Genomic DNA, 23,886 nt, shown 5'->3' with positions numbered 1-23,886 from the left:
CGAATAGCGGCGATGCCATCTGGCCCCCGGTGCCGCGCTGAATTAGGGTCGCGCCATGACAGTACCTGCCCTTACCTATTCCGCCGATCAGGCGGCTGCCTTTGACAGCGTGACCGAGATGTTGCGCCATGCGGGCATCGATCTGGATGACAATCTGCTGATGCCCCCTGCGGGCGGGGCGGACCAAGTGCTGGCGGTGACCGGCAAGGCGGGGTCGGGCAAAACACTGCTGCTGGCAGAATTGTACAAGGCGCTGGAAAATGCCGGCGTCGACATCGTTTCGGGCGATTACGAGCGCAAGAAGAAAGACAAGCGCACTCTTGCCATTCTGGCACCCACCAACAAGGCGGCATCGGTCCTGCGGCTGCGCGGTGTGCCCGCGACGACGATCCACCGCATCCTCTATACGCCGGTCTATGACCCCGAATACGAACGCATCGCGGAATGGCTGGCGGGCAGCGGTGAACGCCCGGTGATCGAGGGGATGAACGAAGTCTCGCTGGACCGCGCCTTCGCGTTCTACGAGAACAACAAATCCATTCCCGGTGCCTTGGCCGCTGCGGGTCTGCGCGGCAGCGATTTCATCACCGGATGGAAGCGTCGCGAGGAACCGCTGGATATCGGGTTTGTCGATGAAAGTTCGATGCTGGACGACAAACAGTTCGAGGATCTGAAAGAGATCTTCCCGACGTTGCTGCTGTTTGGCGATCCGGCGCAGTTGGCCCCGGTGGGGCAGTCGGGCACGATGGTGTTTGAAAAGCTGCCCAAGGAACGGGTGCTGAACCTTAGCCGAATTCACCGGCAGCAGGCCGACAACCCGATCCTTGATCTGGCCCATGCGCTTGCCGACCCTGACCTGAGCTTTGAACAGTTCGAGCGTATGGTCGAAGACGCGTCAAAGAAGGACGACCGTGTCGTCTGGGGCCAGCGGGTAGAAGTGGACTTGATGGCGCGGTCGCCTGTGCTGGTCTGGCGCAATGCCACGCGCATCCGGCTGATCAACGCTTTCCGGTCGGTCTATGGCGCGCCCGAAGACGCGCTGCTGGAGGGGGAGCCGCTGATCTGCGACGGGATCGAGCTGCCGTTGAAACACCGCAAGAAACGGCTCGACCTTGAAGCGCGCGGCCTGATCAAGGGCGCGCAGGTCGTTTATCTGGGGGCAGGGCGCAAGCCGGGCTTTAGCCGCCTGCATGTGATGGGCGCGGAAGACCCGCAAATCTCTGCCGCGTCGATCGTGAAGATCGAAAAACCGGACGAGGAAGAACCCTTCATCCCTTTTGCCGCGCGCATGGGGGCGACGTTTTTGCATGGGGCGGCGGTGACGATCCATAAGGCGCAGGGCAGCCAGTGGGACACGGTGCAGGTCTTTGCGCCCGACCTTTATGCAGCGGCGCGGATGGGCCGGTCAGAGGCGGGGCAACCGCTGTGGAAGCGGCTAGCCTATGTGGCGATCACCCGCGCGCAAGAGCGGCTGATCTGGGTCGTGCGCAACCGCCTGTCAAAACCGTCCGGAATGCTGCGGGTGGATGATCTGCGCGCGGCCCCTGCCGCCCCGCTGAGCCTTGAGGCCCAGACAGATGATCCGGCCTAGCGGCGCAGCGCCGCAAAAAGGCTAGAGGCCCCCCAGCCCGCCGCGATGGCAATCGCCAGCGATAGCAGCCCGTAGACCAGCGCATTTTCGCGCGACAGGTTGAAAAGCCAGCGTTCCAGCCCGACCTTGCGAACGTCGATCAACGTCCCGTATTGCGCCACGACGGACCCGCCACGGGTCAGGAAAATGCGGGTGTTGTAATCGCCTTCGATCAAGGAGGCGGGCAGCTGCACCGTCGCGCGGAACAGGGTCTGTTCGTCCACGGTCACGCCTTCCTCGTCCAGTTGGTACTGGTTCGCCTTGCTGCGGATGCGCACCAGTGCGTCCGAGAAGGCGGCGGAATCCTCGATATTCATCGGCGCACCGACCGACCGGATCGCCCGCGGGACAGAGATTTTATAGCGCAGGTCCTCGGTGCGGTTCAGCACGTCCTGCAAGGGGCCACTGGTGGCGACGGCATAGAAGCTGGGGGCGCGGTCTACCTCTACGGCGGCGGTGTTCACCCAGATGCCAAAGGTCTTTTCCTTGCGCCGCACCGTGACGGGGGCCGACGGGCCGGACACGGTCACCACGACCTCAAGCTCGGGGCCTTCGGGGATCGGGGTCTCGCGTTTGACGGCCCCGAAGATGATGATCTCGGACCCGTTGAAATTGGTGGAGATAGAGACTTCGCTTTGGTTCAGGCCCAGCACAATCGCCTCATCCGCGGTGGCGGAGAAAGACAGGCAGGCCAGCGCCGCCACCAAAAGGGCACGCAGACGGATCATGATGTGAACCCGACGGAATAAAGCTCTGCCGGCTGCAGCAACAGTTCCAGCGCCAGCTTGCCGCAGACGACCAGCACCAGAAGTGCAAGCAGGATCCGCAGCTGTTCCGCCTTGAGCTTGGTGCCAAGGCTGGTCCCGAACTGTGCGCCGATCACCCCGCCGATCAGCAGCAGCACGGCCAGTATGATGTCGACGGTATAGTTGGTGGTGGCGTGCAGCATCGTGGTAAACGCAGCCACAAAGATGATCTGGAACAGTGAGGTCCCGACAACCACCTTGGTCGGCATCCCCAGCAGATAGATCATCGCCGGCACCATGATAAAGCCGCCGCCCACGCCCATGATCGCGGCCAAAAGCCCAACAAACGCCCCGACCAGCAGCGGTGGGATGACCGAGATATAAAGCCCCGTGACCCGAAAGCGCATCTTGAACGGCAGCTTCTGGATCCACGTGTGTTTCTTGCGCGGGGGGCGTTTGCCGCTGCGGGTCTTGTACATCGCATTCAGCGATTCAATCAGCATCAGCCCACCGATGATGCCAAGGAAAACGACATAGCACAGGTTGACCAGCAGATCGACCTGACCCAGCGATTTGAGGTAGTTGAAGATGGTGACGCCCGCCGCGGCCCCGACCAGCCCGCCCGCCAGCAGCACGCTGCCCATGCGCAGATCCACCGTCTTGCGTTTCAGATGCACCAGCAGCGCCGAGAAGGAGGAGGCAACGATCTGGTTCGCGCCGGTCGCCACAGCCACCGCAGGGGGGATGCCGATGAAGAACAGCAGCGGCGTGATCAGAAATCCGCCCCCGACGCCGAACATGCCGGATAGAACGCCCACGATACCGCCCAACCCCAAAAGGAGGAACGCGTTGACCGACAGCTCGGCAATGGGCAGGTAAATTTGCATAGAAGCAGTTAGACCGATCCAAAGGTTGAAATCAATCGTGGATGCTGCGCCGCCGCAATTTGCGACGGCGCGGGGAGCGTTAACGCTCTTTGACGTAGGGCTCGCCGCCGGCACGGGGCGGGATCGCCTTGCCGACAAAGCCCGCGAGGATGATCACGGTCATCACATAGGGCAGGGCGGCCAGCAATTGGCCCTGAACCTTGAAGTTCACCAATGCCTCGATCACGTCGGGGCGGGTTTCCAGCGCGCCGAACAGGCCGAACAGCAGCGTGGCCCACAGCGCGTACCACGGGCGCCACTTGGCAAAGATCAGTGCCGCCAGCGCGATATAGCCACGGCCTGCGGACATATCCTTGATGAAGCCGGCCTGCAGCGCCGTGCTGAGGTAGGCACCGGCAATACCGCAAAGCACGCCACAGATCAGCACCGCAGCATAGCGCAGCCCGATAACGGAAACCCCTGCGGTATCCACCGCAGCGGGGTTTTCGCCCACAGCGCGCAGACGCAGGCCAAAGCGTGTCCGATACAGCAGCCACCATGTCGCAGGGACCGCGAGGAAGGCGAGGTAGACAAGGATCGAATGACCCGAGATCAGCTCGGCATAGAGCGGGCCGATGATCGGGGTCTGGGCGATGTCATCGGCAAAGGGCAGGGTGATCGGATTGAACCGCGCCCCGCCGATCAGCGACGGCGTGCGCCCGCCTTGCTGGAACCAGTCCTGCGCGATCAGCACCGTCAGACCGGCGGCAAGAAAGTTGATCGCGACGCCGGAAATCAGCTGGTTGCCGCGGAAGGTGATGGAGGCAAGCCCGTGTAGCAGGCTCAGCGCCATCGACGCGGCGATGCCGGCCAGCAGCCCCAGCCAGACGTTCCCCGTCAGCGACGCCACGGCCGCCGAAAAGAACGCCGCCGCCAGCATCTTGCCATCAAGGCCGATGTCAAAAATACCGGCGCGTTCGGAAAACAGACCGGCAAGGCAGGCCAGTAGCAGCGGTGTGGCAAGGCGCACGGTGCTGTCGAACAGTTGGATGAGCGTGATATAATCCATTATTCAGCAGGCTCCACCGGTTTGCGTTCGGGCTTGGGGGCCCGTGCGGCGCGCAGCGCCAGAAAGATTTTCTCGAGCGGCATACGCACCATGTTATCCAGCGCTCCGGTAAAGAGGATCACCAGCGCCTGAATGACGACGATCAGCTCGCGCGGGATCGAGGTCCAGAGCGCCAGTTCAGCACCACCCTGATAGAGGAACCCGAACAGGATCGCGGCAAGGAAAACGCCCAGAGGATGGCTGCGCCCCATCAGCGCCACAGCGATGCCGATAAAGCCCGCGCCTTCCGTGGCGTTCAGCACCAGCCGTTCGGCTTCGCCCATGACGTTGTTGATCGCCATCATGCCCGCCAAACCACCCGAGATGATCATCGAGATCATCGTAATCTTGACCGGAGAGATGCCGGCGTATTTCGCAGCCGATTCCGAATGGCCATAGGCGCGGATTTCATACCCCAGCCGCGTGCGCCAGATCAGCACCCACAGGAAGATACAGGCCGCAACCGCCACCAGAAGAGAGATATTGGCGGGCGCTGCCTTGGAAAACTCGATCCCCAGCGGGGCAAGGATATCATGCAGCGTCGGCAGTTTGGTCGCGTCAGGAAAACGCGCCGTTGCGGGATCCATGCTGCCTTGGGGGCGCAGCATATTAACCAGAATATAGTTCAGCACCGCCGCCGCGATAAAGTTGAACATGATCGTGGTGATCACGATATGGCTACCCCGTTTGGCCTGCAGGAACGCGGGGATCGCGGCCCAGGCGGCGCCGAACACGGCAGCCATCGCAGCCGCACCGATCAGGGCCAGCGACCAATGGGGCCACGGGATATACAGACAGGCCAGCGCTACGCCCAAACCGCCCAGCATCGCCTGGCCTTCGCCACCGATATTGAACAGCCGCGCGTGAAAGGCGATGGCAACGCAAAGGCCGGTGAACATGAAGTTCGTGGCGTAATACAGCGTATAGCCCCAGCCATAGGTGCTGCCCAAAGCGCCGGACACCATCAGTTTGACGGCCGCAACGGGGTCTTCCCCGATGCCCAGAATGACCAGCGCCGACAGGATCGCTGCCAGCAATAGCGAAATCAAAGGCACGAGGACGACCTCGGCCCATTTTGGCATTACGTCCATGTTACACTTCCTTATGCGGATCGCCGCCCGCATGGGCCAGATTGTCTTCGATCTCTTCGATGGAATGGGGCGCATCGGTATCGGTGATGCCCGCCATCAGCAAGCCCAGTTCCTTTTCATCGGTCTGGCTGGCGTCGCGGATGCCCATGACCTGACCGTCGAACATGACAGCCACCCGGTCGCTGAGTGCGAGAATCTCTTCCAGCTCGACCGAGACCAGCAGGATCGCCTTGCCCTGATCGCGCAGGGCGACGATCTGTTCGTGGATGAATTCGATCGCGCCGATATCCACGCCACGGGTCGGCTGGCCGATCAGCAGCAGGTCGGGGTTGCGTTCGATCTCGCGCGCCAGAACGATCTTTTGCTGGTTCCCGCCGGAAAAGTTTTTGGCCGCCAGTTTGGGGTTTGGCGGACGCACGTCGAAACGTTCCATCTTTTCAACGGTGTCGGCCTTGATCGCGGCGTTATCCATCAACATGCCGCTGCGGTAGGCAGGGTCTTTGTGATAGCCGAAGGCGGTGTTTTCCCACGCCTGATACTCCATGATCAGACCTTCGCGCTGGCGGTCTTCGGGGACATGGGCGATGCCGTGGTTGCGGCGGGATTGGCCGTCGGATTTATTGCCGGTCAGGTCCAGTGCCGTGCCATTGACGCGCACGCTGCCCTTGCCGGTCTGGTATCCGCCCAGAACCTCAAGCAGTTCGGACTGGCCATTGCCGGCCACCCCCGCAACGCCAAGGATTTCGCCCGCGCGGACTTGCAGATCGATGCCGCGCAGACGCTCGACGCCCTTGTCATCAACGACGCGCAGCCCTTCGACATCCAGAATGACCGGACCGGGGGCCGCGGGTTTCTTGTCGACACGCAGCAATACCTTGCGGCCGACCATCAGCTCCGCCAGTTCGGCGGGCGAGGTTTCGGCGGTCTTGACGGTGGCGGTCATCTCGCCGCGGCGCATGACCGATACGGTGTCCGTCGTCTCCATGATCTCGCGCAGCTTGTGGGTGATCAGGATGATCGTCTTCCCTTCGGAGCGCAGACGCCCGAGGATGCGGAACAGCTGGTCCGCCTCGGCTGGGGTCAGTACGCCGGTGGGCTCATCCAGAATGAGGATATCGGCCTGACGATACAGCGCCTTGAGGATTTCCACCCGTTGCTGCATGCCGACGCCGATGTCTTGCACCAGCGCGTCGGGGTCCACTTTCAGGCCGTAGTCATCGGCCAGCTTCATCAGCGATTTGCGCGCCTTGGCCAGCGACGGCTTCAACAGCCGCCCGTCTTCGGCACCCAGAATAATGTTTTCCAGGACCGTAAAATTTTCAACCAGTTTGAAGTGCTGGAACACCATCCCGATGCCTGCGGCAATCGCGGCCTGGCTGTCAGGGATGTCGGTCTTTTTACCGGCGATATAGATGTCGCCTTTATCGGCTTTGTAGAATCCGTAAAGGATCGACATCAGCGTCGATTTGCCCGCGCCGTTTTCCCCGATGATCCCATGGATCGTGCCGGGCATGACGCGGATAGAGATGTCTTTATTGGCCTGTACCGGACCAAAGGCCTTGGAGATGCCTTTCAGCTCGATCGCCGGAGCGGCAGTTTCCTGCCGCTCCGTATGTGTTGCAGTGCTCACGCTTAGAAGCTCAGGCTCGGGCAGCTGTCGTCGGACATGTAGTCATGTACCTCAAGCGACCCGTCTGCGATCTTGGCTGCTGCTTCATCCACAGCGGCCTGCATTTCAGCGGTAACCAGTGCCTTGTTGTGTTCGTCAATCGCGACGCCCACGCCTTCGTTGCCAACGCCCATGACGTTAAAGCCTTTTTCCATGCCGGGGCCATCGGACATCGCGTCAAACACAGCGTTGTCCACGCGTTTGATCATCGAGGTCAGGACCTTGCCCGGGTGCAGGTGGTTCTGGTTGCTGTCCACGCCGATCGACAGGATGTCTTCGTCCGCTGCGGTTTGCAGAACGCCAACGCCTGTGCCGCCCGCGGCTGCATAGACAACATCAGCACCCTGGCTGATCTGCGCTTTGGTCAGTTCGGACCCTTTTACGGGGTCGTTCCATGCGGCAGGGGTCGAACCTGTCATGTTCGAGATCACGGTCGCGTCGGGGTTCACGGCCAGAACGCCTTGGGCGTAGCCGCAGGCGAATTTGCGGATCAGGGGGATGTCCATGCCGCCGATGAAACCGACAGTGTTGGATTCAGAGGCCATCGCCGCCATCATGCCGACCAGATAGGACCCTTCGTGTTCGTTGAAAACAACGGAACGGACGTTGGGTGCGTCGACAACCATGTCGATGATGACAAAATCGGTATCAGGGTAATCGCCTGCAACCTGACCAAGCGCATCACCAAAGGCAAAGCCGGTCATCACGATAGGGTTGGAGCCCGCTTCGGCGAAACGGCGCAGCGCCTGTTCACGCTGTGCTTCGGACTGCAGTTCGATCTCGCGGAAGCTTTCACCGGTCTCTTCGGCCCAGCGTTGCGCGCCAGCAAAGGCGGCTTCGTTGAAGGATTTGTCGAATTTGCCGCCAAGGTCGAAGATCAGGGCGGGTTCGGCCAGAGCCGCACCGGCACTAAGAGCCGTGGCCGCAGCAGCGCCGAGGAATTTGGTCATAAGGGTCATGGAGTGTCTCCCGGTTTATTGTGTTGGGGCGCAAGCGCGAAGCCTTTGCCCGGTCGCAGTTCCGCGCTTGCGCCCGGTCCCGTCGATCAGATGTACGATACTGCGTAGCCCATGGGTAGGGTCAACCGGATTCTCAAGCGCTTGGGGATGATATTGCCTATTAACCGTGCGTAAACTGGCGCGAAAGGATCAATGCATCAACGGATGGCGCATCTTTACGCTGATAATACCCGCGACGTGTGGCCGTCTGGTGAAACCCTGCGGATGTGTAAAGCGCGATAGCAGCGGTATTGTCGGCGGCGACCTCCAGAAAGGCGGTGTCGGCCTGCGCTTCAAGCCCGTCCATCCAGCGTTGCAGCAAGCGGCGGCCAATACCCTGACGTTGGGCTGCGGGATCAACGGCGAGGGTCAGCAGCTCTGCCTCTCCCGCGATGAGGCGGGTCAGGGCAAAGCCCTGCGGTTCCGCCAGATACGTCACAAAGGGGGAGGCCAGCAGATCGGCGATCTCTTGCGCCGTCCACGCACGGTCGTGCACAAAAGCGGCGGCGTGAATCCGCGCCATATCCTGCGGCGTCATGAAAAGATCGCGGGCGGTGTGTCGCGGGCCGGGGCGGCATCGGCGGGGCGCAGATACAGCGGGGCAGGGCGCGGGGTCCGGGTGCCAAGCTTCGTGGCGGCAATGCGTGCCGTTGCCTCTGCCACGGGCATACAAGGGGGCAAGGCGGTGCCGTTACAAAGTGCTGCGATCATATCGGCCTGATGACCCACACAGACGGGATCAGCGCGCGAGGGCACTGAAGGCAGATCATCCAGCCCACACATCACAGGGTCGCGGTCGTCCATCGTGCCGAACACCTGCACGAACAGCTTGTCCTGCCGCGCATCGATGCTGCTGATGACAACGCCGTCATGCCCGAAGGCCAGCGCCTGAAGATGCGAAACACCTATCGCGGGCACCCCAAGGCCAAGCGCGAGCCCGCGCGCGGCTGAGACCGCGATGCGGATACCGGTGAAGTTCCCCGGCCCGATGCCGACGCCAATCGCTGTCAGATCGCTATAGGCCACATCTGCGCTGGCCAGCACCTCGGCACATAGGCCAAGCAGCCGTTCGCCCTGACCCTTGTTCATCGGTTCCTCGACGCTGGCGATGATCTGGTCGCCCGACAGCAAAGCGGCCGCACAATGTGCGGCCGATGTATCAAACGCCAGGAGAAGAGGCGTCTTAGGCAACCGGGCGTACCTCGGTTACTTCGGGGATGTAGTGGCGCAGCAGGTTCTCGATGCCCATTTTCAACGTCAATGTGGACGATGGGCAGCCCGCGCAGGCCCCTTGCATGTGCAGATAGACAACGCCGCGCTCGAACCCGTGGAAGGTGATGTCGCCGCCGTCCTGTGCCACGGCAGGGCGCACGCGGCTGTCCAGCAATTCCTTGATCTGGCCGACGATCGCACCGTCTTCGCCCGTATGCTCCGCATGGCCCGACGCGTGGTCATGGCCGGTTTCCATCACCGGCTGGCCGGATTGAAAATGCTCCATAATCGCGCCAAGCAGGGCGGGTTTCAGGTGGTCCCATTCGATCCCGTCAGCTTTGGTGATGGTCACGAAATCGGTGCCGAAGAACACGCCGGTCACGCCTTCGACAGCGAACAGACGCGTGGCCAAAGGCGAGGCGCTGGCGGCTTCGGGGGCGGGGAAATCGGCGGTGCCCATCTCTAGCACGGTCTGACCGGGCAGGAATTTCAACGTTGCGGGGTTGGGCGTGGATTCGGTCTGAATAAACATCACATGCTCCTGAAAGGGTTGATGCAGATATGCGACCTGAACGCGCGCAAGTCAAGGTTTGGAACGATTCTAAGTTTGCGACGGCCTGCGGTGCCGCCTCAGGTGATCATCTCGAGCCGTTCTTTGCTCATGTCACCGGGAACGATGGTGATCGGCACCGGCAGCGAGCCTGCGTTGCGGGAAAGCTGGGTCACCAAGGGGCCGGGGCCAGATTTCTTGTCGGTGCCCGCGCCAAGCACCAGCACGCCGACTTCGGGGTCATCGGCCAGCTGGTTGATGATCTCGTCCACGATCACACCTTCGCGAATGACCAGCGCGGGCTCCACGTTCAGCCGGTCGCGCATCCATTTGGCGAAGACCTCGAAATGCACCTCGATCCGCTCGCGGGCTTCTTCGCGCATGACCTCGGCCACACCGATCCAGTGGTTGAATTCGTCAGGCGGGATGACCGACAGCACCACCACCCCGCCGCCAGAGTTGGACGCCCGCATCGCGGCAAATCGCATGGCGTTCAGGCATTCGCGGCTGTCATCCAGCACAACCATAAATTTACGCATAGCATCCTCCTGTTGAACGGCGGGGGGCGGGGTCAGCCACGGTCAGAGGCCGCCCAATCCCAATACATCTCGCGCACGCGGCGGGTCATGGGGCCGATCTGGTACTGCGTGTCGTCAAACGCTTTGACAGGCGTGACCTTCATCATGTTGCCGGACAAAAAGACCTCGTCCGCGGCATGGAAGTCATCAAAGCTGAGCACTGTTTCGTGCACCTTGATCCCGTCGGCGCGCATGTTCGACATATGCCGCGCGCGGGTGATACCGGCCAGAAACGTGCCATTGGGGATCGGGGTGAACACCTCGCCATCCTTTACCATGAACACATTGGCAGAGGCCGATTCGGCGACATTGCCCATGGCGTCGGCGACCAGCGCGTTGCCAAAGCCCTTGGCGCGGGCTTCAACCATCATGCGGGCGTTGTTGGGATAAAGGCAGCCCGCCTTGGCATTGACGACGTTGTCTTCAAGCACGGGACGCCGGAAACGGGTCCGTGTCAGCGTCGTGGCCGCATCGGGTGCCGCCATAGGGATCTGTTCTAGGCTGATGGCAAAACCGGTCGCGTCCTTTAATGGCACGATCCCCAGCTCGTCGCCCGCCAGCGCCCAATACATCGGACGGATATAGACGGCGGCGTCCTTGGGGTAGCTTTTCAGACCCTCGCGTACCATCTCGACCATATCGGCGGTCTCGACCGTGGGGGTGATCATCAGTGCCTTGGCCGACCGGTTGATCCGCGCGCAATGCGCCTCCAGATCGGGGCTGAGACCGTCGAATAGCCGCGCCCCGTCAAATACGGTCGTGCCCAGCCATGCACCGTGGTCCGCGGCCTTGATGACAGAGATGTCACCCTCGTGCCAACTGCCTTCGTAAAATGTCTTGATATCTGTGCCAGTGGCCATTGCGTGTCCTTTGGTTACCGCTTGGGCGCGGTGCGGTAGATGCCCTCGGGCAGGTTCAGCGCGGCTGTCAGATCGTGCAGCTGCTCGGGCGAGAGGCTGATCTTGCAGACAGAGTTGGTGCGCGGGTCCCATTGCTCGAATGTGATAACGCTGGCAAAGGCCTGCACCGTCACATCTTCACGCAAGGGTGCTTTGCCTTCGTCGATCAGAGTGATCACACTGGCATCGAATTCGTGTTCAATCGTAAACATGAAGGCACAGTATTCTTTCGGCGGTCCAATGCAAGAGCAGCACTGCGCCGTCTGTTCAAATCCGCGCCGCCGCGTTAAAACGGTGGCAGATCTATTCGTTGCCCTTTTGAGGATGCGTTACGTGATGTTGAGATACTGTCTTGCTCTGGCTGCTGCGGCATTTATGGCTGCCTGCGAACCGACGACCATGTCGGGGCCTGTCTCCACCCAACCCGAGCAAGGGCAACCCGCTAGTTTTTCCGCCAATGAATCCGCCCGCAGCTTTATCCGCGTGTTGCAAACGGTCGAACCTGTCGCCGAACGGGAATGTCGCGTGCGGACCTCGCAGGTGAATTGCGATTTCAACATCGTGGTCGATGACCGCCCCGGCCAGCCCGCCAACGCCTACCAAACCGAGGATAAGGCCGGGCGTCCGGTCATCGCCTTCACGCTCGCCCTGATCGCGGATGCGCGGAACGAGGATGAGCTTGCCTTTGTCATGGGTCACGAGGCTGCCCACCACATCGAAGGGCATATCGCGCGCCAACAGCAGAACGCGGTCGCCGGCGCGGTGATCTTTGCCGGTCTCGCCACGCTGAGCGGGGGCGATGCCACAGCGGTCGAATCGGCACAGCGTCTTGGGGCTCAGGTGGGCGCGCGGACCTATTCCAAGGACTTCGAGCTTGAGGCAGACGCCTTGGGCACCATTATCACCGCACGCGCAGGGTATAACCCGCTGCGGGGGGCCGAATTCTTTACCCGTATTCCTGACCCGGGTGACCGTTTCCTGGGCACGCACCCGCCCAATGCATCGCGTCTGGATACCGTACGGCGGACCGCGGCGGGGCTGTAACGGGACCGCATGAAGCAGCTTGGCCAGATACTGTCGGACCGCGGGTCCAAATATGCCGTCTCAGGCTGCCCCGCGTCCGATCGCGCCGCCGTGGATGCAGCGCTGAAAGAGCTCAAGCGCGATAAATCTTATGCCAAGGCAACCCACAACACCTGGGCGGTGCTGCTGTCAGACGGCGGCCCGCTGAAAGGCGATGATGGGGAATCCGGTGCGGGGATGGTGATTATCCGGATGCTAGAGCGTGAGGGGCTGGAGGATCACTTGATCGTGGTCACGCGCTGGTATGGCGGGAAACATTTGGGCGGCGACCGGTTCCGCCACGTGCAATCCTGCGTGCGCGCCTATCTGGACGCGGCCTGACACGGGCTTACAAGCTGATAGAGATGGCGGCGAAAAAGCAGATAGAGGCGGCAAGCACAAAGCTGTGCCAGATCGCATTCTGAAAGCGCATGCCGGGGTGTGCAAAGACGATCGTCCCCAGCGTATAGATCAATCCGCCGATGCCGATCAGCGTCAGCGCCGTGGTGGGCAGGCTTTGCCACATCGGCCAGACCAGCAGCACAGACAGCCACCCCATGCCAAGATAGAGATACAGCGACGCTTTGGACTCCGTGCTCCAGAAGGACAGTTTGGCGACCGCGCCGATAATGGCCAGCGCCCAGACCACGGCGAGGATGCCATAGGCGAACCCCGTTCCGATGAGCACAACAAACGGTGTGTAGGTGCCCGCGATCTTGAAGTAGATCGCCGCATGGTCAATCCGCCCCAGCAGGGCGCGGGTACGATCAAACGGCAAAAGGTGGTAAATCGCCGACGCCAGAAGCGACAGAACGAAGCAGGCCGCATAAACCAGCGTCGGTGTAAGCTGCTCCCCCTGGCTTGCAGCATAGGTTGTCAGCAGGATTGTTGCCGGTATCGCAAATCCCAGACCCAACACGTGGATCGTGCCATCGGCGAGAGTGTCAGCGGTTGGGTGCGGATAAGCCATAGGTCAAATCTAGCACCCGTTTGCAACATTCCCATGTCAGATTTCGTCTAATTAATGGCGCTTTGGTATCTCGACCTATCCATTCGTATAGGAGGTTATGCCGACGCGCGGCGCGCGTCCGGATCAACGGGGTTTATTGCCGTCGATCCAGCGCGACATCATCGTCTTGTCGCGGAAACATTCTTGCGGGATATCGCGGCGCTTCAGGCGGGCGATGCGTTCGGCAAAAGCGACCTGCTTTGACGACGGATACTGCGAAAACGGCCCGTCCACCGGCTTGGGCTTATGGGCGTCGATCCATTCAGACAGCGCGGCGCGGTCGGTCAACGCCCGTTTTGGCACAGGCGCGCCGGTCTTGAGGCTAAGCGAGGTAGCATAGTGCATCTGCTTCTCCGTCGGCGGCAAAGCGGCGCGCGCGTCGCGGGCTGAATCTTCTGAACGGGCAGGTACGGCCCCGTTGTCGGGATCGAACATGCCGGGAAACTGCGGTTGGTAGGACATCGTATAGGCCCCCTTGTTCTGGCTGGAACATATATAGAACATCGCATGCGCATTTTCAAGGGTTTCACCTCTGATACGCCATCATTTGTCTATATGTAGGGTGCGGATTTACAATTTCCACAACATGGGCTGCGCCTGCAATCGGGTCTACCTGCGCGAATAGGAACGCCAAGGCGCTTGCTTTGTTCCATGGTTGAGAAGGGGGGAGAGCGGTGGCCTAGACCACGCGCCCCCAAAGATCGTATTCGCCGGCTTCTTCGACTTCGACGGTCACGATCTGGCCCACGCTCAGGTTTTCAAAGCCTTCGTCGATGAACAGGTTGCCGTCGATCTCTGGCGCGTCTGCCTTCGTGCGGCAGGTGGCGGCCTCGTCGTCGATCTCGTCGATGATCACATCCATGCGGCGACCGACTTTGGCTTCCAGCTTGGCGGCCGAGATGGCTTGCGCCTTCTCCATAAAGCGGTTCCAGCGGTCCTGTTTGACCTCGTCCGGCACGTGATCGGGAAGCGCATTTGACCGCGCCCCGTCCACGTTTTCGTACTGAAAACAGCCCACCCGGTCCAGCTGCGCCTCGTCGAGCCAATCCAGCAGGGTCTGGAACTCTGCCTCTGTCTCGCCGGGGTAGCCAACGATGAATGTGGACCGCAGGGTGATGTCGGGGCAAGTGTCACGCCACGCGGCGATTTCATCCAGCGTCTTTGCCGCCGCCGCAGGACGGGCCATGCGTTTCAGCACGTCGGGATGCGCGTGCTGGAAAGGAATATCCAGATAGGGCAGTACCAGACCTTCAGCCATCAGCGGGATCAGGTTGCGCACATGGGGGTAGGGGTAGACGTAATGCAGCCGTACCCACGCCCCGAGCGACCCCAGATCACGGGCCAGATCGGTGATATGTGCGCGGTGGCCACGGTCTTCGGCATGTTTGATATCGACGCCGTAGGCCGAGGTATCCTGAGAGATCACCAGCAGTTCGTTCACGCCGTTCTGCACCAGCTTTTCAGCCTCGCGCAGGATCGCATGGGCAGGGCGCGATTGCAGGCGGCCGCGCATGTCGGGGATGATGCAGAACTTGCACTTGTGGTTACAGCCTTCCGAGATCTTCAGATAGCTGTAGTGGCGCGGCGTCAGGCTGACGGCCTGCGCGGGCAGCAGATCGATAAACGGATCGGGCGAAGGCGGCACGGCCCCATGCACCGCGTCCAGCACCTGTTCATATTGGTGCGGGCCGGTGACGGCCAGAATACGCGGGTGATGTTCGCGGATATAATCCGGCTCGGCCCCCAGACAGCCGGTCACGATCACCTTGCCATTTTCGTTCAGCGCCTCGCCAATCGCGTCAAGGCTTTCGGCCTTGGCGGAATCAAGGAAGCCGCAGGTGTTCACAATCACCGCATCCGCCCCGGCGTAGTCCGGCGACACGCCGTAGCCTTCGGCGCGCAGGCGCGTCAAAATCCGTTCGCTGTCGACCAGCGCCTTGGGGCAGCCCAGCGATACCATGCCGATGGTCGGCTGGCCGGGGCGGGACGGATTGCTGATCTGGGCCTTTGGCGCAAGATCGGGGCGTAGATTTGGTGGGTTTGTGCTCATGAACTGCGCTATAAGCCATGCAAAGGGTCTGGGAAAGGCCCCGCATCAGGCAAGGAGACGGGCGATGAAGTGGATTATTCGGGCAATTGGCATACTGCTGCTGATTTTGGTGGTCGCGGTGGGGTCGCTGTTCTTGCTGCCCGCCGACCGTATTGCGCGAATCGCGGCGGACCAGCTGCGCAACCTGACAGGGCGCGAGGTCACGATCACGGGCGATGTGGGGCTGACCTTCTGGCCGGTGCTGGGGGTGACCGCAGGCGGGCTCGAGGTCGGGAATGCCGATTGGGCCAAGGATGGGGCGATGCTCTCGGCCGCCAATGCCGCCATCGGGGTTGATGCGATGGCGCTGATCCGGGGCGAGATCAAGATCACCAACATTGAAGCGCAAAGCCCCACCATCCGGCTGGAGCAACGCCGCGACGGGCGCGCCAGCTGGCAGTTCAGCGACGGCGGCGGCGAGGCAGCCATCGAGACCGCTCCGACCGCGCCTGCGCGCAGCCCGCGCCCGCTGACGATTCAGCGGCTCAATATCACCGACGCCACGTTGATCTATGATGCCGAGGGCAGCGATCTGGTGCGATTTGACGGTGTGGACCTGTCGCTCGACTGGCCCGAACGGGCGGGCGATGCGGTGATCAAGGCCGCCCTGCGCCCCGCGGCCGATCGCGTGTCGATCGAGGCGACGATCAACCGGTTTGACCAATTCCTGAACGGCGATATCCGCCCGCTGCGTGCCCGTGTGGACACCAAAGGCGGCGGCGTTTCGCTGACCGGACGGGCGGGGCTGACCGGCGCGGTCGCAGGGGATCTCTGGCTCAAGACGTCGGACACGGGGCGTTTTCTGGCAGCGCTTGGGGTGGGTGACATCGCACTGCCGCAGGGCTTGGGAAAGACGGCGGATATCAACCTTGATCTGACCCTGACGCCCGACCGGCGCTTGGCCCTGCGCGAGGTGGTGGCCGATCTGGGTGGGAACGCCCTGACCGGTGCGGCGGATATCACGCTGAACGGCACGCCCGATGTGAACGCGCAGATCAACGTCGGCGCGCTGGACCTGACCAGCTTTGCAGGCAGCGCCCCAAGTGGCACCGCGCCCGCGTCAAGCACCCCCGCGCCTGCGTCTCCGACAGGGTGGTCGAAAGCACCGATTGATGCGTCCGCGCTTTCCGCCTTCAACGGCGAGGTCGCGCTGCGGGCAGATAGCATTGATCTGGGCACGCTGAGCTTGGGCGCGACGCGCGTATTGCTGCGCAACGACCGGTCGCGTCTGGTCGCCGAGCTGCGCGAGATCAGGGCCTATGCCGGTGTGATCAGTGGCGAGTTCGTGGTCAACAACCGCAACGGCCTGTCGGTGGGCGGGGCGCTGAACGCGACCTCCATCGCCATGCAGCCTTTGCTGCAACAGACCGCAGGGCTGGGCCGGTTCCACGGTACGGGCGATGCAGAGGTATCTTTCCTCGGGTCCGGCGCATCGCTGGACGCGATCATGCGGTCGCTTAGCGGATCGGGCGCGGTGAATGTCGGGCGTGGGCATATCGAGGGGATCGACCTTGATGCGCTGATGGGCAATTTCGACGTCGAGGGGGGCACGACGGTCTTCGATTCCCTTGCCGCGACATTCGACATGGATCAAGGCGTACTGCGCAACGACGACCTGCTGATGCAGCTGCCGAACTTTACCGCCACGGGCACAGGGCAGGTGGGGCTGGGGGCGCAGACGCTTGATTATACCGTCACGCCCAAGGCGCTGCGGGTGAACGGCGATCGGGGGTTGGCCATTCCGGTGCGCATCTTCGGGCCGTGGGCCGCACCGCAGATCAAGCCGGATTTGCAGGCGGCGCTGGACATGAACTTTGCCAAGGAAAAGGAACAGGCCCGCCAAAAGCTGAACGAAAAGCTGGAGGAGGAACTGGGCGTATCGCGGCAGGACGGGCAATCGGTCGAGGATGCGGTGAAACAAAAGGTAGAGGACGAGCTGCGGCGCGGGCTGTTCAAGCTCTTTGACTAGCGGCGCGCCACGCAGGCCGTGTATTTCCAACAGCTCAGTTTGGAAAATTGCAATTTTCCGTGGCGTTTTATGGGCGAGGGGCGGTACGGGCCCTTCGCCGCGCCCACCCCGTCTTTACCTGTCGCGGCGGGGGCGTTAAGGCTGGTCGCCAAGCGCAAGGAGCACCTCCATGGACAATGATCTTTTCAACTCTTTCATGACCGGACCTGACGAGAATGGCCGCTTTGGCGATTTTGGGGGGCGGTTTGTGTCGGAAACCCTGATGCCGCTGATCCTCGAACTGGAAGCGGAATATGAAAAGGCCAAGACGGACGACAGCTTTTGGGCCGAGATGGACGACCTGTGGACCCACTATGTCGGTCGCCCCAGCCCGCTGTATTTCGCAGAGCGTCTGACCGAACATCTGGGCGGTGCCAAGGTTTACATGAAGCGCGACGAGCTGAACCACACCGGCGCGCATAAGATCAACAATGTGTTGGGCCAGATCATTCTGGCGCGGCGCATGGGCAAGAAACGGATCATCGCGGAAACCGGTGCGGGTCAGCACGGTGTGGCGACGGCCACCGTCTGTGCCAAGTTCGGTCTGCAATGCGTTGTTTATATGGGTGCGCATGATGTTGAACGGCAGGCCCCCAACGTTTTCCGCATGCGTCTGCTGGGTGCCGAAGTGATCCCCGTCACCTCGGGCCGTGGGACGCTGAAAGACGCGATGAACGACGCGTTGCGCGATTGGGTCACCAATGTGCGCGACACATTCTATTGCATCGGCACGGTCGCAGGGCCGCACCCCTATCCGGCGATGGTTCGCGACTTTCAGGCGATCATCGGCAAGGAAGTGCGCGAACAGATGGACGCCGCCGAAGGCCGTCTGCCCGACACGCTGGTCGCCGCGATCGGTGGCGGGTCGAACGCGATGGGGCTGTTCTATCCGTTCCTTGATGACAAGGACGTCAATATCATCGGCGTCGAAGCTGGCGGCAAGGGCGTGAACGAAAAGATGGAGCATTGCGCATCATTGACCGGTGGCCGCCCCGGCGTGCTCCACGGTAACCGTACCTATCTGTTGCAGGACGACGACGGTCAGATCCTCGAAGGGTTCTCTATCTCGGCCGGTCTGGATTACCCCGGGATCGGGCCCGAACATTCCTGGCTGCACGACATTGGCCGCGCGCAATATGTGTCGATCACTGATAAAGAAGCGCTTGAGGCGTTCCAGTTGAGCTGCGCGCTTGAAGGAATCATTCCCGCGCTCGAACCCAGCCACGCGCTGGCGCATGTGATGAAGATCGCACCAGAGCTGCCCAAGGATCACATCATCTGCATGAACATGTGTGGGCGCGGCGACAAAGACATTTTCACCGTCGCCAAGGCGCTTGGTTTTGACATGAAGGTCTGAGGATCAGACGAAAGCTTAGACACTGACGATCACGAAGGGGGCGGCGCATCGCCCCCTTTTCTTTTGGCGTTGGCCCTATCGGGTCAGTTCTAGGATATCAAAGTCGCTTTCGACCACCGGCGCAGGAAACATCAGCCGCGCCCGCTGGTTGCTGACACGTTCGAACACCGCGACATCGGGCTGCATCGTGCCATCTCCGGCAAAACCGGGTGGCAGGGCGTCGTAAGCGGGCGGCACCTCTCCCGCGACATAGCCGACGCCAGCATAGACCGCGCGCCCGTCTCGCAGCGTGATGACCCCCGTGGTGCGCTGCGACCCGCTGAGCTTTTCAAACAGATACCCGTTGCCCTGAAAGGTCAGGCGGCATTTGAACGGGCTATAGACCACCAGCGCAGGCAGCCCGCCCAGTTTCATCGTGCGGCAGGACCAATCGCCTGCCAGCCCCTCGTCAAAGGCAACCTGCGGTGTGCCGGACAAGGCGCGCGACAGAGCGGCCAGATCATCCGCGCTGCCGCTTTGGAACGCTTGCAGCAGGGCATCGCCCGCCGTGGCCTCGAACCGGTCGAGGCGAAGCTGCTCTTGCGGGCGCAGGGCGTCTTGGGCGATGGCTGGGGCGGCGCAGAGCACTGCGGTCAAGGCCGTAGTCAGGGCAGCAGTCAGGCGCAGCATCAGTCTGCCCCGCCGTTCGGGCGCAGGGCATGGGCCTGCAGGATGTTCAGCGGCACGATATCCAAGGCGCGCTGATGGGTTGCCTCAAGATGCACCTTTGGCGCGCAGCCCTCGTCCGCCGCTTGCAAGAAACGCCCCGCACAAAGACACCACGGATCGCCCGCCGACAGTCCGGCAAAGCCGAATTCGGGGCGCGGTGTGCTGAGGTCGTTGCCGACATATTTGGAATAGGCCAGAAACTCGGCCGTCATGATCGCGCAGACCGTGTGGCTGCCCTGATCGGCGGCACAGGTGTTGCACGACCCGTCGCGGAAAAAGCCCGTGACGGGATCGCTGCCACAGACGGCCAGCGGGCCGCCCAGAATATTGATGCTTTCGTCAGGTGTCATGTGCCCCCCAAGGCTGCGCTGATCTGGCGGAAGATGGCGATGTTCTGATCGCTGACCCCGGCCTCGCGGAATTTGCGGTCGGCGGCATTGGTCGCGATCACCACCCCGTCAGCGCGGTTGATGTAGATATACTGTCCATACACACCGCGGGCCATGAATTCACCCTCTGTCGCACCTTGGGGAATCCACCACTGATAGCCATAGCCGATCTGCCCCTCTGCCGTCGGGGCCGATGGCGCGGTAGAGGCGGCGACCCAGTCTGCCGGTACAATCTGCTGACCGTTGTAGCGACCGTTTTGCAGGAACATCTGCCCCATGCGGGCGTAATCGCGGGTCGTCAGGTTCAACCCGCCCAAGACAAAGGCGACACCCGCGCCGTCCGTCACGTAATAGGGCGCATGCTCAAGACCCATGGGGGTGATGACTTTTTCCGACAAAAGATCGGTGACGGACCGGCCTGTTGCCCCCCGAACGACCATGCCGATGACATGGGTGTCGATCGACACATACTGCCACTGGCTGCCGGGCGTGGTGAAAGTGTCTTTCAGGCTTGCGGTGAAATCATCCAGCTCTCCGCCAAGGGCGAGGGCGCGGCCCATCTTGTTGATGTCGGAATCCGGGTCGAGGTAATCTTCGTCAAAGGTAACCCCGCTGGCCATGTTAAGCACGTTGCGCAGCGTCGCCCCGTCATAGGCGGTGCCTTTCAGCTTGGGCGCATAGGTCGTGACGGGGTCGTCAAGCGATGCAATCGCCCCTTCGTCCAGCAGGATACCCACAAGCGCGGAAAGGTAGCTTTTGGCGACAGACCAGCTGATCCGCAGATCATCGGGCTGGGTGCCTTTAAAGTAGTTCTCATAGACAATCTGACCATCTTTCAGCACAACCAATGCCGTCACATCCCGCGCTTTGATCCAGTCGTTGACCGCGGCAGGGGGGGCGTATTCGGGTCCATAAGACAGCTCTGCTGTGGGGCCATCACCGCGCGACAGGGGTTTGGACAGGAAGGCCTCGTCCATATGGCTGAAGTTATGCACGATCTTGTCTTCGGCAAAGAGCGAGTTCACCGCCAGCAGCCGCGTGATCTCTTCGCGCTTCCACAGGCCGACAACGACCACAGCCACCACTAGAGCCAGTAAAATACGGCCCAGCCATTTCCCGAATGTGCGCATGAAATCCTCCCTGATATGCGGGGATACCCAAGCACGAAGGCTGCGGTGGTGCCAGATAAACTTGGCGTCAGCCGGTGTAGGTCCAATCGATCCAGCGACCGTGGAAATCGACCCGCGCCAAGGGCAGGGTGATGTCACCGGGCCAGAGCCTGAGCGTCAGCGCGGCCCCCTTGAGGCCGGATCCGTCCTGCTCCATCGACAGCCATGCCAGCGGGCGGTTGCGCGTGGCGCGTTTGCCAGCAGCCTCGATCAACGCTTGGCCACGGGCCTGCGCCTCTTTGGGAAAATACTGCCACGCGACGGTGTGCTGGATCAGGTGCAGACACCCTTCGGGGGATTGGGGCAGAGTGCGCGCCAGCCAGTCAATCGCATCGCCGCGTTGCACCTGCGCCGTCATGACAGAGGCCGCGGTCCGCGTCAGTGTCAGGCGTTCGGGTTGGTCCGCCCAGATATAGGACATCAGCCGCAACAGGTGGTCGGGCCGCGTCGGGTCCAGCGGGTTCAGATCAACGCCGCGACGTTTTTCGACCTGCGGGTTGATCGCCGGTGGCAGTTTGCCTGTCCAGTCAGGCGACAGCAGGATTGTGGACATGTTCGACCCGAAGCGATGCCCCTCGATCTCGAGCACGAAGTGATCCCACATCAGGTTGAGCCCGCCGCTGGCCCCGAGTTCGGACAGGCGGATCGGCAGGTTGAAATGCTGCGCCGCGACGCGGGCCCCGGCGATCAACGCGGCAGAGCGGCGGACCTCGTTGGTTTGCGGTGCGCTGTCGGTCCAATCAAGCAAGAAGGCTTCATGCGTGGTGATCGCGTCGCGCACGGCCTCTGACAGGGCTTGGTCGCTCGCCTTGTGCGGGGGGTACACGGCCATCAGCGCAGGCGCTTTGCGTTTCAACACTAGCGCATGCAGCCCGCCCGCGATGCGCAGGGGAAGGGACGCGCCCGACGGGCCGATATCCCCTTCGATCGCCGCAAATTTACGGCCAAGGGCTGTGTCGGCGGGCCAGTCCTGTGCCAGCACGCCCATCAACTGCCCCATGAAGGGAGATCCGAGTGCGATGCAATGCCCGGCTTGCTCTTCAAAGGCGGCTTGCAGTGTCACTTGAACCGGTCCAGCAGTTTTTGCATGGCGCTGCGGTCGTCGGTCTGGGGTGCAGGCTCTGCCTTGGGTTGCGTTGGGGCCGGCTGCGCGGGCTTTGGCGCAGCGGCTTGAGCTTTGGCCGCAGTGCCCGCGGGTTTCTTGGTGCCCGTGCCGGATCGTGGCGGGGCAACACGCAGGGCCACGGCGTTCATGAACTTGGCCGTATCGCCGCGCGCCAGGTCCGCAGCACCGTCGCTGATCCCGCGCAATACGTCGTCCAGCCAGTCTTGCTCTGCCTTGGCAAAGTCGCGCAGGACATAGCCCGGTACGGCGTCCTTATGCCCCGGATGGCCTACGCCAAGGCGCACACGGTCATAGTCGGGACCGATATGCGCATGGATCGACCGCAAGCCATTGTGCCCCGCATGCCCGCCGCCGGTCTTGCATTTGACCTTGCCGGGGGCGAGGTCGATTTCGTCGTGCAAAACGATCACGTCCGCCGGTTCAAGCTTGTGGAACCGCATGGCCGATTGCACCGACTGACCAGAGTTGTTCATGAATGTCTCGGGCTTGAGCAAGACCACGCGGTCCGCGCCAAAACGCCCTTCGACCGTTAGCCCGTTGTGCTTGGTCTTCCATCCGGCAAAGCCGTGATCCTGGGCGATGCGGTCCAGCGCCATAAAGCCGATGTTATGCCGGTTGCCCGCGTATTTGGCACCCGGATTGCCAAGCCCTACGATCAGTTTCATGCGGACCCCTTCAAGTGGATAAAAACGTTTGTTTGGCCAAGGATAGCAGACCGCGGGGCCAAACGAAATAACGCCCCAACGAAAAACGGGGCCGCCCATGGCGACCCCGTCTCGACCCATCCGCGCCCGCAGGCGCGACGGATATATCAGTATCAGTCTTCTTTGACTTCTGTTGCGGGCACTTCGTCTGCTGCAACATCTTCGTCTTCATCATCGTCCTGGCTGGCCAGACCGGAAGGCGCGGAAATCTGCGCGATCACGAAGTCACGGTCGATGACCGGCTTGGTGCCGTTTGGCAGCTTCACGCTCGAGATGGTGAGGCTGTCACCGATTTCCAGTTCGGAAACGTCGATTGTGATGTGATCAGGGATATCGCCTGCGGTCACAACCAGTTCAACTTCGGGACGTACCAGCGTCAGAACGCCACCTTTTTTCAGGCCGGGGCTGACTTCTTCGCCTTCGACTTCAACCTGGATGAAGAGGTTGATTTTGGTGGTGCGCTTCAAACGCATCAGGTCGACGTGCGTTGGCAGGTCTTTAACAACGTGACGCTGAACGTCGCGGCAGATGACGCGGACGTCTTCTTGGCCTTCAACCTTGAGGTTGAACAGGGTCGCCTTGAAGCGGCCTGCGCGCAGTTTGGTCAGCAGCTTGTTAAAGTCCAGGTTGATCGGCAGCGGATCAAGGTCACCACCGAAAACGATACCAGGAACCATGCCATCGCGGCGTGCCTGACGAGCGGCGCCCTTGCCTGTCCCCGTGCGTTCGAAAGCTTCAAGATCAGGAATCTCTCCAGCCATTGTAATCTCCAATATGTTTAGGGCGGACATCCTCCAAGGCTGTATGTCCGCGTGAAGCCGCGCGTATAGACGGGTTTGGGCGTTTGGGAAAGACTAAAACGCCGCTTTTGCGCAAGTTGGCCTTGGTTTGCGACCTATGCGGGGCGGGGCAGGGGCT

Annotated in this window: 26 protein-coding genes; 5 read left to right on the top strand and 21 right to left on the bottom strand. The window is 61.7% G+C overall.

The genetic code is table 11. The annotated features are described in order from the left end of the window. The first annotated feature begins 55 nt into the window (after nt 1–55). Nucleotides 56–1,591 carry an AAA family ATPase gene (locus tag IV89_RS14335; protein WP_009826060.1) on the top strand — a complete coding sequence of 512 codons (1,536 nt, stop codon included), beginning with the start codon at nt 56–58 and terminating at the stop codon, nt 1,589–1,591. Here the strand turns inward: IV89_RS14335 and IV89_RS14330 are convergent. The 12 genes from IV89_RS14330 to IV89_RS14275 form a co-directional block, all read right to left on the bottom strand. Beyond that, nucleotides 1,588–2,358, bottom strand: coding sequence for a TIGR02186 family protein (locus tag IV89_RS14330; RefSeq protein WP_005851546.1), 771 nt, complete (start codon nt 2,356–2,358; stop codon nt 1,588–1,590). The genes IV89_RS14335 and IV89_RS14330 overlap by 4 nt on opposite strands. Then, nucleotides 2,355–3,263, bottom strand: coding sequence for a sulfite exporter TauE/SafE family protein (locus IV89_RS14325; RefSeq protein ID WP_037943275.1), 909 nt, complete (start codon nt 3,261–3,263; stop codon nt 2,355–2,357). Before IV89_RS14325 ends, IV89_RS14330 begins: the two co-directional genes overlap by 4 nt. Nucleotides 3,264–3,342: 79 nt before the next feature. Beyond that, on the bottom strand, nt 3,343–4,311 hold the full coding sequence (locus IV89_RS14320; protein WP_005851549.1) for an ABC transporter permease: 969 nt from the start codon (nt 4,309–4,311) through the stop codon (nt 3,343–3,345). Next, nucleotides 4,311–5,441, bottom strand: coding sequence for an ABC transporter permease (locus tag IV89_RS14315; protein ID WP_037943277.1), 1,131 nt, complete (start codon nt 5,439–5,441; stop codon nt 4,311–4,313). The genes IV89_RS14320 and IV89_RS14315 overlap by 1 nt, the downstream gene beginning before the upstream one ends. Before the next feature lies 1 nt (nt 5,442). Next, entirely contained in the window at nt 5,443–7,071 is a 1,629-nt protein-coding gene (locus IV89_RS14310) for an ABC transporter ATP-binding protein (protein WP_037943278.1), read from the bottom strand. Nucleotides 7,072–7,073: 2 nt separating this feature from the next. Further along, nucleotides 7,074–8,069, bottom strand: coding sequence for a BMP family ABC transporter substrate-binding protein (locus tag IV89_RS14305; RefSeq protein ID WP_005851554.1), 996 nt, complete (start codon nt 8,067–8,069; stop codon nt 7,074–7,076). 160 nt (nt 8,070–8,229) lie between these two features. After that, nucleotides 8,230–8,646 (bottom strand): ribosomal protein S18-alanine N-acetyltransferase, encoded by a 417-nt coding sequence (rimI, locus tag IV89_RS14300; RefSeq protein ID WP_037943279.1) that lies wholly within the window; start codon nt 8,644–8,646, stop codon nt 8,230–8,232. Further along, a complete protein-coding gene (gene tsaB / locus IV89_RS14295) occupies nt 8,643–9,299 on the bottom strand; it encodes a tRNA (adenosine(37)-N6)-threonylcarbamoyltransferase complex dimerization subunit type 1 TsaB (RefSeq protein WP_037943280.1) in 657 nt (218 codons plus the stop codon). Before tsaB ends, rimI begins: the two co-directional genes overlap by 4 nt. Further along, a complete protein-coding gene (locus IV89_RS14290) occupies nt 9,292–9,852 on the bottom strand; it encodes a NifU family protein (protein ID WP_005851560.1) in 561 nt (186 codons plus the stop codon). Before IV89_RS14290 ends, tsaB begins: the two co-directional genes overlap by 8 nt. A 98-nt stretch (nt 9,853–9,950) precedes the next feature. Then, nucleotides 9,951–10,409, bottom strand: a complete 459-nt coding sequence (locus tag IV89_RS14285) for a universal stress protein (protein ID WP_005851562.1) — start codon at nt 10,407–10,409, stop codon at nt 9,951–9,953. A 32-nt stretch (nt 10,410–10,441) separates the two neighbouring features. Further along, nucleotides 10,442–11,308 (bottom strand): branched-chain amino acid aminotransferase, encoded by an 867-nt coding sequence (locus tag IV89_RS14280; RefSeq protein ID WP_037943282.1) that lies wholly within the window; start codon nt 11,306–11,308, stop codon nt 10,442–10,444. A gap of 14 nt (nt 11,309–11,322) precedes the next feature. After that, on the bottom strand, nt 11,323–11,559 hold the full coding sequence (locus IV89_RS14275; protein ID WP_005851566.1) for a hypothetical protein: 237 nt from the start codon (nt 11,557–11,559) through the stop codon (nt 11,323–11,325). A 124-nt stretch (nt 11,560–11,683) separates the two neighbouring features. Here IV89_RS14275 and IV89_RS14270 point away from each other — a divergent pair, with 124 nt between their 5' ends. Then, entirely contained in the window at nt 11,684–12,391 is a 708-nt protein-coding gene (locus IV89_RS14270) for a M48 family metallopeptidase (RefSeq protein WP_005851568.1), read from the top strand. 9 nt (nt 12,392–12,400) lie between these two features. Beyond that, complete coding sequence (locus tag IV89_RS14265) at nt 12,401–12,751, top strand: YigZ family protein (RefSeq protein WP_009826067.1); 351 nt, start codon at nt 12,401–12,403, stop codon at nt 12,749–12,751. A 7-nt stretch (nt 12,752–12,758) separates the two neighbouring features. On the opposite strand, the gene IV89_RS14260 is transcribed toward IV89_RS14265, so the two are convergent. The 3 genes from IV89_RS14260 to rimO all read right to left on the bottom strand — a co-directional run bounded on the left by IV89_RS14260 (nt 12,759) and on the right by rimO (nt 15,468). Then, complete coding sequence (locus IV89_RS14260; RefSeq protein WP_009826068.1) at nt 12,759–13,379, bottom strand: hemolysin III family protein; 621 nt, start codon at nt 13,377–13,379, stop codon at nt 12,759–12,761. Nucleotides 13,380–13,502: 123 nt separating this feature from the next. Next, nucleotides 13,503–13,922, bottom strand: coding sequence for a hypothetical protein (locus IV89_RS14255; RefSeq protein ID WP_037943283.1), 420 nt, complete (start codon nt 13,920–13,922; stop codon nt 13,503–13,505). A 175-nt stretch (nt 13,923–14,097) separates the two neighbouring features. Continuing rightward, complete coding sequence (gene rimO, locus IV89_RS14250; RefSeq protein ID WP_037943285.1) at nt 14,098–15,468, bottom strand: 30S ribosomal protein S12 methylthiotransferase RimO; 1,371 nt, start codon at nt 15,466–15,468, stop codon at nt 14,098–14,100. A 64-nt stretch (nt 15,469–15,532) separates the two neighbouring features. Here rimO and IV89_RS14245 point away from each other — a divergent pair, with 64 nt between their 5' ends. Together IV89_RS14245 and trpB are read left to right on the top strand one after the other, a co-directional pair. After that, nucleotides 15,533–17,476 carry an AsmA family protein gene (locus tag IV89_RS14245; RefSeq protein WP_037943287.1) on the top strand — a complete coding sequence of 648 codons (1,944 nt, stop codon included), beginning with the start codon at nt 15,533–15,535 and terminating at the stop codon, nt 17,474–17,476. A gap of 169 nt (nt 17,477–17,645) precedes the next feature. Beyond that, on the top strand, nt 17,646–18,872 hold the full coding sequence (gene trpB / locus IV89_RS14240) for a tryptophan synthase subunit beta (RefSeq protein WP_005851582.1): 1,227 nt from the start codon (nt 17,646–17,648) through the stop codon (nt 18,870–18,872). A gap of 75 nt (nt 18,873–18,947) precedes the next feature. On the opposite strand, the gene IV89_RS14235 is transcribed toward trpB, so the two are convergent. The 6 genes from IV89_RS14235 to IV89_RS14210 all read right to left on the bottom strand — a co-directional run bounded on the left by IV89_RS14235 (nt 18,948) and on the right by IV89_RS14210 (nt 23,729). Then, on the bottom strand, nt 18,948–19,541 hold the full coding sequence (locus IV89_RS14235; protein ID WP_037943289.1) for a DUF4893 domain-containing protein: 594 nt from the start codon (nt 19,539–19,541) through the stop codon (nt 18,948–18,950). Then, nucleotides 19,541–19,930, bottom strand: a complete 390-nt coding sequence (locus IV89_RS14230; RefSeq protein WP_005851586.1) for a DUF2237 domain-containing protein — start codon at nt 19,928–19,930, stop codon at nt 19,541–19,543. Before IV89_RS14230 ends, IV89_RS14235 begins: the two co-directional genes overlap by 1 nt. Further along, nucleotides 19,927–21,099: a serine hydrolase gene (locus tag IV89_RS14225; protein ID WP_037943290.1), complete on the bottom strand. Its 1,173-nt coding sequence runs from the start codon at nt 21,097–21,099 to the stop codon at nt 19,927–19,929. The genes IV89_RS14230 and IV89_RS14225 overlap by 4 nt, the downstream gene beginning before the upstream one ends. Before the next feature lie 67 nt (nt 21,100–21,166). Continuing rightward, nucleotides 21,167–22,201 carry a DUF2332 family protein gene (locus tag IV89_RS14220; RefSeq protein ID WP_037943291.1) on the bottom strand — a complete coding sequence of 345 codons (1,035 nt, stop codon included), beginning with the start codon at nt 22,199–22,201 and terminating at the stop codon, nt 21,167–21,169. Further along, the gene (gene pth / locus IV89_RS14215) at nt 22,198–22,929 is read right to left on the bottom strand and encodes an aminoacyl-tRNA hydrolase (RefSeq protein WP_037943293.1); all 732 of its coding nucleotides are present in this window, start codon (nt 22,927–22,929) and stop codon (nt 22,198–22,200) included. The genes IV89_RS14220 and pth overlap by 4 nt, the downstream gene beginning before the upstream one ends. 152 nt (nt 22,930–23,081) lie before the next feature. Beyond that, nucleotides 23,082–23,729: a 50S ribosomal protein L25/general stress protein Ctc gene (locus IV89_RS14210; RefSeq protein WP_005851594.1), complete on the bottom strand. Its 648-nt coding sequence runs from the start codon at nt 23,727–23,729 to the stop codon at nt 23,082–23,084. Between the last annotated feature and the right edge of the window lie 157 nt (nt 23,730–23,886).

Source organism: Sulfitobacter sp. CB2047, assembly GCF_000735125.2.
Classification (GTDB): Bacteria; Pseudomonadota; Alphaproteobacteria; order Rhodobacterales; family Rhodobacteraceae; genus Sulfitobacter; species Sulfitobacter pontiacus.
Note: the sequence above shows the minus strand (reverse complement) of the source record. Positions and strands in the feature narration are given on the sequence as shown.